The sequence below is a fragment of the Streptomyces mangrovisoli genome (genome assembly GCF_000974985.2).
GTDB lineage: Bacteria > Actinomycetota > Actinomycetes > Streptomycetales > Streptomycetaceae > Streptomyces > Streptomyces mangrovisoli.
In genome coordinates, this window is record NZ_LAVA02000084.1 from 21,168 (window position 1) to 35,259 (window position 14,092).

The following is a 14,092-nucleotide window of genomic DNA, read 5'->3' on the forward strand; positions in this document are numbered from 1 at the left end:
GCCCGTGACGCGCTGAGGCGGCGCGCGGCAAAAAGGCCCGCCCCGGGTCCGGGGCGGGCCTTTCCGTGCTTCCGTGCGGCTGCCGTGCTTCCGTGCGACTGCCAGGCCTTCCGTGCGACTGCCGGGCCGTCAGCCCTGGCGGGCGGCCGCGGTGGCGCGCAGCTGGCGCACCGCGCGGCGGACCGCCGGGTGGCGGCGCAGCGCCTCGGCGCGGACCGGGCTGCCGCCGGGCAGGCGCAGGGTGGTCAGCCGGCGCTTCTTGAAGTAGCGCCCGTGGGTGGCGAGATGGCCGGTGAGCCAGGCGATCGTCTCGGTGCGCAGATCCGGGTGCTTGCGGGACTGCATGCAGTACCCGACGGCGCGCACCAGTGGGCCGAGCGCCGCGCCCGCCGCGGACAGGTCGAGCGGTTCGCCGACGCTCTCGTGCTCGGCGTCGGGCAGCACCGCGTCGATGACGGTGAGCGGGACCCGGTTGCTGTTCTCGTACGGCGTGATGCGGTCGAGGAGCATCTCCGTGCCGACGCGGGCCACCGGGATGCCGTAGAAGGCCGCCGCGGTCATCAGGGCGGTGGAGAAGCAGCCGATGACGAGCTGGGGCTTCAGGAAGGCGAACACGGTCTCCGCGAGCACCGGTTCGGACAGCACGGTCACCCGGACGCCGAGCTCCGCGGCCGCCGCCTCCAGCGACGTGCTGTACGCGACCGGGGCGCTGGGGTGCGGCTTGAACAGGATGTCCGTGTGGCCCGCCCTGGCGGCGGCGCGGAGCATCCGCACGTGCAGCTGCTCCTCCTCGTCCTGGGTGATCAGTTCGATCGCGGAGAGGTACTGGCCGAGCAGCACGGCCGTGGGCCGGTCGCGCTCCGGCAGGCGCCGGGCGAGGAGTTCGGCGCCGTCCGCGCCGATCTGCGCCAGGACGCCGACGATGGCGGCGTTGGGCACGGCCTCCGGCTGCACGCCGTACTCGGCGAGCAGCATCGGGCGCAGCCCGGGGATCAGGTCGAGGTGGAGCACCCGGGCGATACGGCTGCTCATGTGGTGCGGGATGCGGTTGCGGGTGGGGCCGTAGCTCATCAGGCCGTCCGCGTAGACGTGGATCGGGCTGTCCGAGAAGATCTCGGCGACCGCGCGCGAGGGGTTGGCCTGGATCGACTCGCAGGCGATCTCCACGGGCGCGTCGCCCAGGTTCCAGGCGAGGCGGACGGCCTTCTCCCACAGCCCGGCGTCCTGGAGGCGGGGCGACCAGCCGACCGGGTGGTGCGGGGAGATGAACTCGTTCCAGGAGCGCACCTCGTCGAACTCGGGGCGCAGCTTCTCGAATCCGGCCATCCGGTCCAGCGGGGTGCTGACCTCGGGGATCGCGGCGACGTTGCTGACCACGAGGATGCGGCGGTGGGCGGCGCGGGGGCCGAACAGCCCGGCGCGCAGCGCGGCGGTGACGGTCGCGGCGGCGTACTGCGTGGCGGAGAAGAAGATCTGGACGGTGCCGGGCGTACCGGTCGGTTCGTTCGTGCCGGTCGTACCGGTCGGGTCGTTCGTGCCGGTCGTACCGGTCGGGTCGTTCGTGCCGCTCATGCCGCGACTCCCTTCAGGCCGCCGCGTATCCGGCGCAGTGTGTGCACGCGCTCCTCGCCCATGCCGACGAGCGCCTCGTTCAGTTCGTCCTCGGTCATCCGGCCGAGCGCCTCGGCGGCCATCTGCCGCAGCCGGGAGGCGACCCCGCGCTCGAACCGGCCGCGGTCGAGCAGCTGGTGGGCGATGACGACGCAGTAGTTGCGCAGGGCCTTCTTGCGCAGCTTCGCGGCCTCGGGGTCGTCCGCGAGCTCGGCGAGCACGAGGTCGAAGGAGCGGAAGAAGTCCAGCTGCCGCACGTCGCCGATCTGGGTCAGCGAGGTGGTGACGCCCCGGCGGTAGAACACCCCGCGCAGGCTGGCGACGGCGTAGGACTCGGCGCTGCGGTGCAGCCCCCAGATCCAGGGCCGGTCCTCGGCGGTGCGCAGGCCGTCGTGGAAGCGCAGCAGCCCGCGGTCGAGCAGACGGCGGTGGTAGACACCGGCCCACGCGTAGGGGTAGTCGACCATCGTGGTGTCGTCGACGGGGAAGATCGAGCCGCGCGGGTCGAGCGGGATGTGCCGACGGCCCTCGGGGGCCTTGTGGACGGCCCGCTCCAGGCCGGTGACCTGGACGTGGTCGGTGCGCACGAAGTCCACGTCGAGGCGCTGGACGGCGTCCACGAGGTCGGCGAGGTAACCGGGGGCGAGCCAGTCGTCGCCGTCCAGGAAGGTCAGATAGCGGCCCTCGGCGGCGTCGATGCCGGTGTTGCGTGCGGTGGCCAGCCCGCCGTTCCGCTCATGCCGGATCACCCTGCTGTTCCTCAGGCCCTTGGTCAGGGCGAGGAGTGCCTCATAGGTCCGGTCCTTCGTCGACCGGTCCTCCACGAAGACGAACTCGAAGTCGTCCCGAGCGTTGTTGACCAGGCTGGTCACCGTGTCGGGCACGTACGTCTCGATGTTGAAGCAGGGGACGACGACGGACAGTGTCGGTTCTTTGGCCACGTGTGCGCACCTGTGTTTTCTGCGGAAAGATTCGCGAAATCCTAGGGACGCCCGAACCGCCCGGACGCGTCCTCACGCCGACCTCCAGGTGAACTCGGCATGACATCCCCCTCCGCCCGGCGACACGGCTCCTAGGAGACGCCGTAGCGCACCCCCACGCCCGCCACGATCAGCGCCAGGCCCTCCTCGAAGCCCTCGTCGTGGCGGTCGAACAGTTCGGTGCCGGCCTCGGCCGACAGGGGGAACCGGGCGAGCAGCCGGGCCCGTTCGTCGAGGTCGTAGCCGGCGGTGCGCTCGTCGGGGAGCGGCTTGACGGCCTGCTCCTCGACGACGAATCCGATGGTGTACGAGTACGCCGTGGTGGTCGCCCGGACCGCCTGGACGAGGGTGAAGCCCGCGCCGGTGAGCAGGGCCAGGTTCTGCTCCATCTCGACGGCGTGGTCGACGCCGGTGAAGCGGGAGCCGCTGAAGACGCGGGCGCCGTCGCGGTAGCCGAGGAGCGCGGCGCGCAGGCTGCGGTTCATCACCGTGAGGCGCCGGACCCAGGTGTCGGCGGGGTCGAGGACGGCCCCGGCGACCATCCGCCGGTACATCTCGGTGGCCATCTCGTCGAGCAGCGCCTGCTTGTCCTTGAAGTGCCAGTACAGGGCGGGCGCCTTCACGTCGAGCGCCGTCGCGATGGCCCGCAGGGTCAGCCCGTCGAGGCCGGTCTCGTTCAGCAGCTTCAGGGCCGTGTCGGCGACGCGCTTGCGGTCGAGTGGGGTCCGTCGTTCCGTGCTCACGCGGGCAAGCTTGACACCTTAACGCCGTTAAGGGCACGCTCGAAGGCAGCACTTAATGGCGTTAAGGAGAGTGGATCATGAGTGTGGGCGTACGTACGGATGTGGACGTCCTGATCGTGGGCGCGGGGCCGACCGGCCTGACGCTCGGGGTGGACCTCGCCCGGCGCGGGGTGGACGCGCTGGTGGTGGAGCGGGGCGAGGGCACCGCCCCCGGCTCGCGCGGCAAGGGACTTCAGCCGCGGACCCAGGAGGTCTTCGACGACCTCGGGGTGATCGACGCGCTGCGCGCGGCGGGCGGCGGCTATCCGGTCGGGATGATCTGGGCCGACGGCGTGCGGCAGGGCGAACATGCGATGTGGGACCCGGACGAGGACGGCGAGGAGCATTCGGCGTACCGGGAGCCGCTGATGGTGGCGCAGTGGCGCACCCAGGAGATCCTGCTCGCGCGCCTGAGGGAGCTCGGCGGCGAGGTCGCCTTCGGCCGGGAGGCCGTCGGCCTGGACCAGGACGCCGACGGCGTCGGCGTGCGCTTCGCGGCCGGGCCCGCCGTCCGGGCCCGCTACGCGGTGGCCGCGGACGGCGGCCGCTCGGTGCTGCGGCGGGCGCTGGGCATCGCCATGGACGGCGAGACGGTCGACCCCGACCCGTTCCTGGTGGCGGACGTACGGGTGGCGGGCCTGGACCGCGGCCACTGGCACATCTTCCCGCCGTCCGGCGAGGGCGCCGGGTTCGCCGCGCTCTGCCCGCTCGCCGGCACCCCGTACTTCCAGCTGGTCGCCCAGTTCCCGGACGGGACCGACATCGACCTGAGCCTCGACGGCGTCCGCGCGGTGGTCGGCGCCCGCACCCATCTCGCCGCCGACGACGTGACGGAGGTGCACTGGGCGTCCGCCTTCCGGCCCCGAGCGGCCCTCGCGGACCGCTACCGCGCCGGGCGGGTCCTGCTCGCCGGGGACGCGGCGCACGTGCACTCCCCCGCGGGCGGCCAGGGCCTCAACACCGGCGTCCAGGACGCCTACAACCTGGGCTGGAAGCTCGCCGCCGTGCTGCGCGGCGAGGCGCCCGAGGCGCTGCTCGACACCTACGAGGAGGAACGCCGGCCGGTCGCCGCCCACGTCCTCGGGCTGTCCACCGCCATCCACCGCGACCAGGCCCGGCGCGGGAAGGCCACCCGGCAGCTGGGCCTCGGCTACCCCGGCTCCTCGCTCACGGAGGAGACCCGGGCACGGCCGTCCGGCGTGCGGGCGGGCGAGCGCGCGCCCGACGCGGTGATCGGCGGCGTCCGGCTCGTGGACGCCTTCCGCGGCCCGCACTGGACGCTGCTCGCCCTGGACACCGAGGCACCCGGCGTCCCCGACGGGGTGCGCGTGGTGCGCGGCAGCGCGGTCGATCCCTACGGCAGCGGGCTGCTGCTGGTGCGGCCGGACGGGTACGTCGGCTGGGCGGGCGACACGGCGGCCGGACTCGCCGCCCGTCTGGACCGGATCGGGTTGCGACGGGACGGGGTCGTAGCGGAGGCGCCGGGCGCTACACGCTCGCCAGCGACAGCTTGACCGCGAAGCCGAGGAACAGCGCGCCCGCGGCCGAGGTCGCCGTCGCCGCGAGCCGCTTGCGGCGGCGGAAGGCGGCGGCGAGCCGGGTGCCGCCGAATATCAGCGCGGTCAGGTAGAGGCAGCTGGCGATCTGCGCGAACGTGCCGAGCACGAGGAACGACAGCGCCGGGTGCCCATAGCTGCGGTCCACGAACTGGACGAAGAACGCCACGAAGAACAAGATCGCCTTCGGGTTGAACAGGCTGACCACCAGGGCGCGGCGGAACGGCCGTTCCTGCGCGGGCGCGGCCGCCTCCTGGGCGACCTCCTCGGCGAGCCGCTCGCGGCGGTCGCGCCACATCCCGCGGGCGGCGCGCAGCATCCCGACCGCGAGCCAGGTCAGATATCCGGCGCCCGCGTACTTCACGATCCCGAACAGCACCGCGTTCGCCTGGAGCAGCGAGGCGACGCCGGCCGCCGACAGCGTCATGAGCACGGTGTCGCCGCACCAGACGCCGGCCGCGGCCGTGTAGCCCGCGCGCACGCCGCGGCGGGCGGCCACGGACAGGACGTAGAGCGAGTTGGGACCGGGCAGCAGCACGATCAGGACAAGTCCCGCCAGATAGGTGGGGAGGTCGATGACACCGAACATGGGATGGAGTGTCGCACGGGCCTCGGACAATCCGGGAGGGCGTCTCGCGGGTCAGTCGCCCGGCAGGCCGCCTGGTCAGTCGCCGTCGAGGAGGGTGTCCACGGGGAGTTCCAGGGTGACGCCGACGGATTCGGGGACCGGGACGCTCTGGCCCCGCTTGTAGCGCTCGGGGGCCGGGTACTTGCCGTTCACCGGGTCGCGGTGGAGCAGGACCTCGTCGTGCTTGCGGTCGACCACGACGTAGACGGGGACCCCGGCCTCGGCGTAGCACTCGACCTTCGGGCCGAGGTCGTCGGACCAGTTCGCCGAGGTCACCTCGACGACCATGCGGAAGACGTTCGGGGCGTAGCAGTTCCTCTGGACGAGCGCGTCGCGGAAGTCCTCGTCGACGATCGAGAAGTCGGGGATCGCGAAGTCGGCGGCGAGCGTGGGCAGCCAGAGGCCGACGCCCTGGACGTACTCAAGTCCCGCCTCCACGATTCCTGCGCGGTCGAAAGCCCTGCCCAGCTTAGTCAGCGACAGCGCGTGCGAGCCGTCCCGCGGTGGTGTCACAGTGAGCCTCCCCTGGAGAATCTCCACGCGGTGCCCAGGCAGTGCACGGGAGAGCAGGTCGGCGGCTTCGCCCAACGTCAGCTCGTGCTGCAGTACGGCCACGGCATCCTCCTTTTCAGGGGTCACTCTCCACGAGAGCAACCGGGCGGGTGCGGCTTCCGCCCTCGTTCCCTCGTACGAAGGAATCACCCAGGTCAGAAGGTGTCCGTGGGTGTGTATGTCCCCCACACGTCCCGCAGCGCGTCGCAGACCTCGCCGACCGTGGCGCGGGCGCGCAGGGCCTCCTTCATCGGGGGGAGCACGTTGTCCTCGCCCCCGGCCGCCTTGCGCAGGGCGGTCAGGGCCGCGTCCACCGCCCGGCCGTCGCGCTCCGCGCGCAACCGCGTCAGGCGTTCGGCCTGGCGGGCCTCGATGGCGGGGTCGACGCGCAGCGGCTCGTACGGCTCCTCCTCGTCGAGGCGGAAGCGGTTGACGCCCACGACGACCCGCTCGCCGGAGTCCTGCTCCTGGGCGATGCGGTAGGCGTTGCGTTCGATCTCGCCCTTCTGGAAGCCCTGTTCGATGGCCGCGACCGCGCCGCCGAGGTCCTCGACCCGGCGCATCAGGTCGACGGCGGCCGCCTCCACGTCGTCGGTCATGCTCTCGACGACGTACGACCCCGCGAACGGGTCCACCGTCGCCGTCAGGTCCGTCTCGTGGGCGAGGACCTGCTGGGTGCGCAGGGCGAGCCGGGCGGACCTGTCGGTGGGCAGCGCGATCGCCTCGTCGAAGGAGTTGGTGTGCAGCGACTGCGTGCCGCCGAGCACCGCGGCCAGCGCCTGCACGCCGACCCGCACCAGGTTCACCTCCGGCTGCTGCGCGGTCAGCTGGACGCCCGCCGTCTGGGTGTGGAAGCGCAGCATCCACGACTTCGGGTCGCGCGCGCCGAACTCCTCCCGCATGACCCGCGCCCAGACCCGCCGCGCCGCGCGGAACTTGGCGACCTCCTCCAGGAGGGTCGTACGGGCGACGAAGAAGAACGACAGGCGCGGCGCGAAGTCGTCGACGTCCATGCCGGCCGCGACCGCGGTGCGGACGTACTCGATGCCGTCGGCGAGGGTGAAGGCGATCTCCTGCGCGGGCGACGCCCCGGCCTCGGCCATGTGGTAGCCGGAGATGGAGATCGTGTTCCACCTCGGGATCTCGGCGCGGCAGTACTTGAAGAGGTCCGCGACCAGCCGCAGCGAGGGCTTCGGCGGGAAGATGTACGTCCCGCGCGCGATGTACTCCTTGAGGATGTCGTTCTGGACCGTGCCGGTGAGCCGGCCGGCGGCGACGCCCTGCTCCTCGGCGACCAGCTGGTACATGAGCAGCAGCAGCGCGGCCGGGGCGTTGATCGTCATGGACGTGGAGACCTGGTCCAGGGGGATGCCGTCGAACAGCACCCGCATGTCCTCGACCGAGTCGACCGCCACCCCGACCTTGCCGACCTCGCCGTGCGCGAGCGGCGCGTCGGAGTCGTGGCCCATCTGGGTCGGCAGGTCGAAGGCGACCGACAGGCCCGTGGTGCCGTTCGCGATCAGCCGCTGGTAGCGGGCGTTGGACTCGGTCGCGGTGCCGAAGCCGGCGTACTGGCGCATGGTCCAGGGGCGGCCGGTGTACATGGTCGGGTACACGCCCCGGGTGAAGGGGTAGGCGCCCGGCTCGCCCAGCTGCCGCGCGGCGTCCCAGCCCGCCAGGGCGTCCGGCCCGTAGACCGGTTCGACGGGCAGTCCCGACTCCGACTCGCGCACCATGGTCTGCCTCCGCGGTCCTCGGCGGCCCGCCGGGTCGGGCGCGCCGCGCTCTCCCTCACCACCATGCCCGGTAGTTCGGCGGCGGTCACCCGGGGGGAAACATCAGGGGGACGGACGGCGGGACACGGCCGTGACGCGTGAGACGACGGGGAGCCGGATGCGTACCAGGGGCACGGTCGTGGGGGTCGACGGCGGCACGGGCGGGGACGGGAGCGCGGGCCGGGGCGGGACCGCGGGCGATGGTGCCGGCGTCGGCTTCGGCGAGGTCGCGCGGGCGGGCGGCGGCGCCGTGGCGGGCCGGCGTGGCGGGCCGGGCGCCGCGCTCGCCTGCGCCGCCGCACTCGTCGCCCTCGGCGCGGGCTGCACGGTCCAGCCCACCGACGCCGACGCCAAGCACACCTCCCCCGTCCACATCTCCCTGCCGACCGCGCGGCCTTCCTCGACCGCCCCCGCCACCAGCACCCCCTCGGCCACGGCCACGACGGGCTCGGGCACCCCGGCGAGCGCGAAGGTGCTGTGGTCCCGCGGCGACAGCGGCAAGGGGGTGCGCGAGCTCCAGGCCCGGCTGCGCCAGGTCGGCTGGCTCTTCGACGGCCCCACCGGGAGCTACGACGACCTGACCGAGGACGCGGTCAAGGGCTTCCAGGGCAAGCGCGGGCTGCCGCGCACCGGCCGGACCGACACGGTCACCTGGCAGCGGCTGCTCAAGATGACCCACACCCCGGGCAAGTGGGAGCTGTATCTGATGGGCGGCCAGCCGGCCGGAGCCCCCGACGCCCGCTGCCTGTCCGGGCGGGTGCTGTGCATCGACAAGACCACCCGCACCCTGCGCTGGATGATCGACGGACGCACCGTGTCGACGATGTCCGTCCGCTTCGGCGCGCAGTACACCCCTACCCGGGAGGGCGTCTTCCACGTCTACTGGAAGTCGCTGCACCACGTGTCGACGCTCTACAACTCCCCGATGCCGTACGCGATGTTCTTCAGCGGCGGCCAAGCCGTGCACTATTCCTACGACTTCGCGGCCCGGGGATACGCCGGTGGTTCGCACGGCTGCGTGAACGTCCGCGACCAGGCGGCCGTGAGCCGGCTGTTCGACCAGGTACGGGTCGGCGACAAGGTCGTCGTGTACTGGTGAGGAACCCGCGTGCGGGGAGAAGAGTTCGGGGCGCGGGCGGGACCGGGGGAACGTGTCCCGCCCGCGCCGTGTGCACGAGCCGTAGGTACGGGGGGAACCCCGGCTCTGTGCGAAGCCGATGACCAGTCGGCTCACTTACTACTGCGCCGTAGTCGGCGGAAACGTCACACCCGGCGGCCGGGAATTTCCAGAAAATGTCCGAGACTCGCGTTTCCGCAGGTCAGCGCGGCGTGTAAAGCCGGTCGGCGCGGTGTGCGGGGCAGGTCAGCGCGGCGTGCAGAGCCGGTCGGCGCGGCGTACGGGGCAGGTCAGAGCGGCGTGTAGGAGGTGTCCGGCTCCGGGACGGGGGTGGTCGGCACGGCCTCCCGGGTCGCCGGGGCGACGGCCGTCGCCTCGGGGGTGGCGACGACGCCGCTGCCGTGGTGCCCGCCCGGGGCCAGGTGCCCGTCGTCGTCGCCGCTCCCGCCCTGGTCGTCCTGGCCGCCGCCGTCCTGCCCGTCGCCGCCCTGGCCGTCGTCGTGGCCGCCGGACTGCACGCTCTCACCTGCGGCCTCCAGCACCCCGCGGCAGAACCGCCACACCCGGCCGGAGCCGCCCGCCAGGCTGGTCAGGGTGCGCTTGCGGTCCGCGTCGAGCCGCTTGCCGTCCCTGACGGCCCGGCAGGCCGCGGTGGTCCCGGGCCAGTTGCCGGCCGACGCGCGGCCGCTGGGCTCCGGGCCGCCGGACGGGGTGGAGCCGGGCGTGTCGGTGCCCGTCGGGGCGGGGGACGCGCCGGCGGAGGGGGCGCCCGTCACGCCGCCGGAGAGCGGCAGGCCGGACCCGGGGCCGGTCACGGCATCCTCGGACGGCGAGGCCGACGGGCGGCCGGGCCGGTCCGCGGCCGAGACGGAGGAGGCGGGGCGGCCGGGCTTCTGGTCCACGAACGGCGTCGGCAGCACCCCGGTACCGGCCGCGACCGCGACCCCGCCGACCGTGCCGAAGGCGAGCGCGGCCCCGAGGGCGAAGCGCACCGGGCGGCCCCAGCGCGACCGGCGACGCACACCGCGGCCGCCGGGGACGCCGAGTCGCACCAGGCCCGCGTCGGCGACCCGGTTACGGGGGCCGGTGACGCCGTGGCCGGCGGCCAGCGGGTCGCCGGCGCGAGCCTCGCGCACCTTGCGGAACGCGGCCAGCGCGGAGGCCTCACCAGGAAGTTCGGCGCCCTCCTCGGCGTCCGGCACGGCCAGCGCGCCGAGGGCTCCGGCGAGCCGTTCGGCCTGGTCACGGAAAGTCACATCGACGGGGTCCAGGGGCTCGCCGCGCAGCAACCGCTCCGCGGTCGCGCGGTCCAGCCATCTGTACTGCTCGTCGGCCATCACATGTCCTTCTGCGTCCGCGTCCGCGGATGCGTCACAGTGGTGGACGTCACCGCACGTGGTCGCCGTTCCCGCTGGGGCGGCAACGCGTCGAGCACACCGGCGGATTCCGGATCGGCTCCGAGCAGTTCGGCGAGCCGCTTCAGACCCCGGTGCGCCGCGGTCCGTACGGCGCCGGCGCGCTTGCCGAGGGTCTCCGCCGCGGTCTTGGCGTCCAGGCCCACGACCACCCGCAGGACGACCGCCTCGGCCTGGTCCTGGGGCAGTTGGGCGATGAGGGAGAGGGTGCTGTCGGTGGTCAGCGCCTCGATGGCCTCGCCCGCGGTGTCGGACTCGGCGGCGCGGCCGGTCAGTTCCGTTTCGTCACCGCCTATCGCGGGGCGGCGGCCGCGCATCCGTATGTGGTCGAGCGCGCGGTTGCGGGCGATCCGGGCGGCCCAGCCGCGGAACCGGTCCGCGTCGCCGGAGAAGCGTTCCAGGTCGCGGGCGATCTGCAGCCACGCCTCGGACGCGACGTCCTCGGCGTCCGGGTCACCGACCAGCGTGCGGACATATCCGAGCAGGCGCGGATGCACAGCGCGGTACACAGTCCGGAACGCGGTCTCGTCCCCGTCCTGTGCCGCAAGCACCGCGGCGGTCAGCTCCGCGTCGTCCCCCAGCACCCCGCATGCCCCTCTTGCGCCTGTGAATGACTCGTTGCGGTCGCCGTCTCCGGGGGATCGGCCGTCCCGCGCCCGGCGCGAAAGGCACGTTACGGCGTGAAACCGCTGCTCGTCCATGTCCGTACAAGACTCAACCAATGCGGGACGGGGCGGGGTGTGACAGAAAACGCACTCATGGCGCTGTAGGAAGTACGGGCCGCCGCGCGGCCCGTGCCGCGCGACGGCCGGGGCCTCTCCTGTGGGGGGTGGCGGCCCCGGCCGTTGCCTTGGCGGCACCCTTTCCCCTCCTGCCCGGTGGGAGCGCTCACATCACCGGCGCGATGAGAGCGCTCACCTCGCACCCGCCCCGGCCGCGTGGCCGGACCCGGGGACCCGCGACCGCCCTTCCCCGGGCGCCCGTTTCGCACCCGTGCCGTCCCGATCCGTCATCGGCTTCGTCATCGGCTTCGTCGTCGGCCTCGTCGTCGGCCTCGCTATCGGCTTCGTCATCGGCCGGAAAGCCGCCGCTCGCCCGGCCGCCAGTCGTCCCGGCGGCGGGGCCGCACCCGGTGCGCCCCGCTGTCCCGCGCGTCGCGGAACGCGGCGAGCGCCCGCGCGGCCGCCTCGCGGTCCACGGCGGGCTCGCGCAGCGCATGACCGAGCAGCCGCTCGAACCCGACGGGGCCGGCCCCCTGCCGCTCATCCATCGCCTTCTCCGCCCCCCTCATCCATCGGACCCACACCCGCTCGCCCATCGGACCCAGGCCCGGCTCGCCCATCGGACCCAGGCCCGGCGCGCCCGTCGGACCCCGCCTCCCGCTCAGGCGCCGGCTCCTCGCTCCCGCCCTCCCCCTCCACCCCCAGGCGCCGGGCCAGGCGCCTGAGGCCCCGGTGGGCGGCGGTGCGGACGGCGCCGGGGCGCTTGCCGAGCACCCGGGCCGCGGCGGGGCCGTCGAGGCCGACGACCACCCGCAGCAGCACCGCCTCCGCCTGGTCCGGCGGCAGTTCGCGGACCAGGGCGAGCGCCCGGTCGGTGGACAGGGCCTCCATGGCCTGGACGTACGTGTCGTGCGGGCCGGGCAGTTCGAGCAGTTCCGGCGTCGGCGGCGCCAGCCCCGGCCGGGCCCGGCCGCGCCGCAGATGGTCCAGGGCGCGATGCCGGGCGATGGTCGCGCTCCAGCCGCGGAAGCCGGCCCCGTCGCCGCGGAACCGGCCGAGGTCGCGGGCGATCTCCAGCCAGGCGTCGGCCGCCACGTCCTCCGCGTCCGGGTCGCCGACCAGTCCGCGCAGATAGCCGAGCAGGCCCGGCTGCACGAGGCGGTACACGGCCGCGAACGCCGTCTCGTCGCCCTCCTGGGCCCGCGCGACGGCCGCGCCGAGGTCACCGTCGTACGGCTGCGCGCGGCGGGGTTCGCCTCCCTGGCCCACGAAGTGTCCTCGTCCGTGTCGGTACCGAGTCCGCGGTGGACCGCGCCCGCGGGCACGCCCCATGGTCATCAGCGCCGGGCCGGACGGAAGTGTCACAGCGAGGCGCCGCCCGCCCACCGGACCGAGGTCCCGTGAACGGGCGGCGCCCTGGCTTGTTCTGACGCTACGTCAGCTGTGCGACTCCACGGCCTCCGGAGTCGGCGCGGGCCGCGCCTGGAGGGCCGGGGCCCGGTCCACGTTCACCACCAGACCGGCGATCAGGGCGGCGAGCAGCAGCGCACCCATCGCCCACCAGGTGGCCACGTTGAAGCCGTGGACCGTGGCCTCCGCCTGGACCAGGCGCCGCCCGCTCCCGGCGGCGCGGCCCGCGTGGGCCTCGACATAGCGGGTGGTGGCCGACGCCGCGATGGTGTTGAGCAGCGCCGTACCGATCGAACCGCCCACCTGCTGGGCGGTGTTGAAGGTCGCCGACGCGGCACCCGAGTCCCGGGGCGCCACGCCGCCGGTCGCCAGCGACACCGAGGTCATCATCGCCGTACCCATGCCGAGGCCGAGCATCAGCATCCCGGGCAGGACGTGCGAGGCGTACGCCGGCTCCACGCCGATCTGGGCGATGATCGCGAGCGCGCCCGCGGCGAGCAGCAGACCGGGCACCAGCAGCAGCCGCGGCGGCACCCGGTTCAGCAGCCGGGCCGCAATCTGCGTGGAGCCGGTCACCATGCCGACCGTGACCGGCAGATAGGCGACGCCGGTCTTCACCGGGGAGTACCCGAGCACGCCCTGCATGTAGTAGGTGAGGAAGAGGAAGACGCCGAACATGCCGATGGTGACCAGCAGCGTGGTCAGGAACGCGCCGATCCGCTGACGGTCCTTCACCACCGACATCGGCAGCAGCGCCACCCGGGCCCGGGTCTGCCAGAAGCCGAACCCGGCGAGCAGCACCACCCCGGCCGTGAGCAGCGACAGCACCAGGGCGTCGTGCCAGCCGCGGGACTCGGCCTCGGAGAAGCCGTAGACCAGCGAGAGCATTCCGGCCGAGCCGAGCAGCGCGCCGGGCACGTCGAGCCGGGCGTCGGGGTGCCGCTCGCCGGGCGCGAGCAGCGTGAGCGCGCCGAGGAACGCGGCCAGCGCGATGGGCACGTTGACGTACAGGCACCAGCGCCAGTCGAGGTACTGGGTGAGGAAGCCGCCCGCGAGCAGCCCGATCGCGGCGCCCGCGCCGACGATGGCACCGAAGATGCCGAACGCCTTGCCACGGTCCCTGGGATCGGTGAACGTCGTCGCGAGCAGCGACAGCGCGGAGGGGGCGAGCAGTGCCGCGAAGACGCCCTGGAGCGCCCGCGCGGCGAACAGGGTCCCGGAGTTGACGGCGGCGCCGCCGAGCGCGGACGCCGCGGCGAAGCCGAGCAGTCCGATCATGAAGGTGTTCCGGCGGCCCGCGAGGTCGGCCACGCGGCCGCCCAGCAGGAGGAGGCCGCCGAAGGCGAGTGTGTAGGCGGTGATGACCCACTGCCGGTTCCCGTCCGACATGTGCAGCGCGGACTGGGCGGAGGGCAGGGCGATGTTCACGATGGTCATGTCGAGCACGACCATCAGCTGGGCGAGCGCTATGACGACCAGCGCCCACCAACGACGGTTGTCGGCCATGCCCTCATCGTGCTCCCGCCGTACGGGATTTGGGAACG

At 73.6% G+C, this 14,092-nt stretch carries 13 protein-coding genes; 2 read left to right on the forward strand and 11 right to left on the reverse strand.

Features of this window, described 5'->3' with window-relative positions; translation table 11 throughout:
• Positions 1-129: 129 nt before the first annotated feature.
• The 3 genes from WN71_RS30040 to WN71_RS30050 form a co-directional block, all read right to left on the reverse strand.
• Complete coding sequence (locus tag WN71_RS30040) at positions 130-1,572, reverse strand: alpha-2,8-polysialyltransferase family protein (RefSeq protein WP_240529819.1); 1,443 nt, start codon at positions 1,570-1,572, stop codon at positions 130-132.
• On the reverse strand, positions 1,569-2,552 hold the full coding sequence (locus WN71_RS30045; protein ID WP_046584871.1) for a glycosyltransferase family 2 protein: 984 nt from the start codon (positions 2,550-2,552) through the stop codon (positions 1,569-1,571). Before WN71_RS30045 ends, WN71_RS30040 begins: the two co-directional genes overlap by 4 nt.
• A gap of 131 nt (positions 2,553-2,683) precedes the next feature.
• A complete protein-coding gene (locus tag WN71_RS30050) occupies positions 2,684-3,334 on the reverse strand; it encodes a TetR/AcrR family transcriptional regulator C-terminal domain-containing protein (protein ID WP_046584870.1) in 651 nt (216 codons plus the stop codon).
• 77 nt (positions 3,335-3,411) lie between these two features.
• Between WN71_RS30050 and WN71_RS30055 the strand changes: the two genes are divergently transcribed.
• A complete protein-coding gene (locus WN71_RS30055) occupies positions 3,412-4,887 on the forward strand; it encodes an FAD-dependent monooxygenase (protein ID WP_046584869.1) in 1,476 nt (491 codons plus the stop codon).
• On the opposite strand, the gene leuE is transcribed toward WN71_RS30055, so the two are convergent.
• The 3 genes from leuE to WN71_RS30070 form a co-directional block, all read right to left on the reverse strand.
• Positions 4,862-5,518 carry a leucine efflux protein LeuE gene (gene leuE, locus WN71_RS30060; RefSeq protein ID WP_046584868.1) on the reverse strand — a complete coding sequence of 219 codons (657 nt, stop codon included), beginning with the start codon at positions 5,516-5,518 and terminating at the stop codon, positions 4,862-4,864. The genes WN71_RS30055 and leuE overlap by 26 nt on opposite strands.
• A 75-nt stretch (positions 5,519-5,593) precedes the next feature.
• Positions 5,594-6,172 carry a Uma2 family endonuclease gene (locus WN71_RS30065; RefSeq protein WP_046584867.1) on the reverse strand — a complete coding sequence of 193 codons (579 nt, stop codon included), beginning with the start codon at positions 6,170-6,172 and terminating at the stop codon, positions 5,594-5,596.
• A gap of 92 nt (positions 6,173-6,264) precedes the next feature.
• A complete protein-coding gene (locus WN71_RS30070) occupies positions 6,265-7,845 on the reverse strand; it encodes an acyl-CoA mutase large subunit family protein (protein WP_046584866.1) in 1,581 nt (526 codons plus the stop codon).
• A gap of 157 nt (positions 7,846-8,002) precedes the next feature.
• On the opposite strand from WN71_RS30070, the gene WN71_RS30075 reads away from it, so the two are divergent.
• Complete coding sequence (locus WN71_RS30075; protein WP_079178218.1) at positions 8,003-8,983, forward strand: L,D-transpeptidase family protein; 981 nt, start codon at positions 8,003-8,005, stop codon at positions 8,981-8,983.
• Positions 8,984-9,291: 308 nt separating this feature from the next.
• Here the strand turns inward: WN71_RS30075 and WN71_RS42035 are convergent, their stop codons facing one another.
• The 5 genes from WN71_RS42035 to WN71_RS30100 all read right to left on the reverse strand — a co-directional run bounded on the left by WN71_RS42035 (position 9,292) and on the right by WN71_RS30100 (position 14,054).
• Entirely contained in the window at positions 9,292-10,338 is a 1,047-nt protein-coding gene (locus WN71_RS42035) for a hypothetical protein (RefSeq protein ID WP_052743015.1), read from the reverse strand.
• Positions 10,338-11,000 (reverse strand): RNA polymerase sigma factor, encoded by a 663-nt coding sequence (locus WN71_RS30085; RefSeq protein ID WP_046584865.1) that lies wholly within the window; start codon positions 10,998-11,000, stop codon positions 10,338-10,340. Before WN71_RS30085 ends, WN71_RS42035 begins: the two co-directional genes overlap by 1 nt.
• A 485-nt stretch (positions 11,001-11,485) precedes the next feature.
• Positions 11,486-11,686, reverse strand: coding sequence for a hypothetical protein (locus tag WN71_RS30090; protein WP_046584864.1), 201 nt, complete (start codon positions 11,684-11,686; stop codon positions 11,486-11,488).
• Positions 11,679-12,407: an RNA polymerase sigma factor gene (locus tag WN71_RS30095; RefSeq protein ID WP_079178219.1), complete on the reverse strand. Its 729-nt coding sequence runs from the start codon at positions 12,405-12,407 to the stop codon at positions 11,679-11,681. The genes WN71_RS30090 and WN71_RS30095 overlap by 8 nt, the downstream gene beginning before the upstream one ends.
• A 168-nt stretch (positions 12,408-12,575) precedes the next feature.
• The gene (locus WN71_RS30100; protein WP_046584863.1) at positions 12,576-14,054 is read right to left on the reverse strand and encodes a DHA2 family efflux MFS transporter permease subunit; all 1,479 of its coding nucleotides are present in this window, start codon (positions 14,052-14,054) and stop codon (positions 12,576-12,578) included.
• Positions 14,055-14,092: the final 38 nt, after the last annotated feature.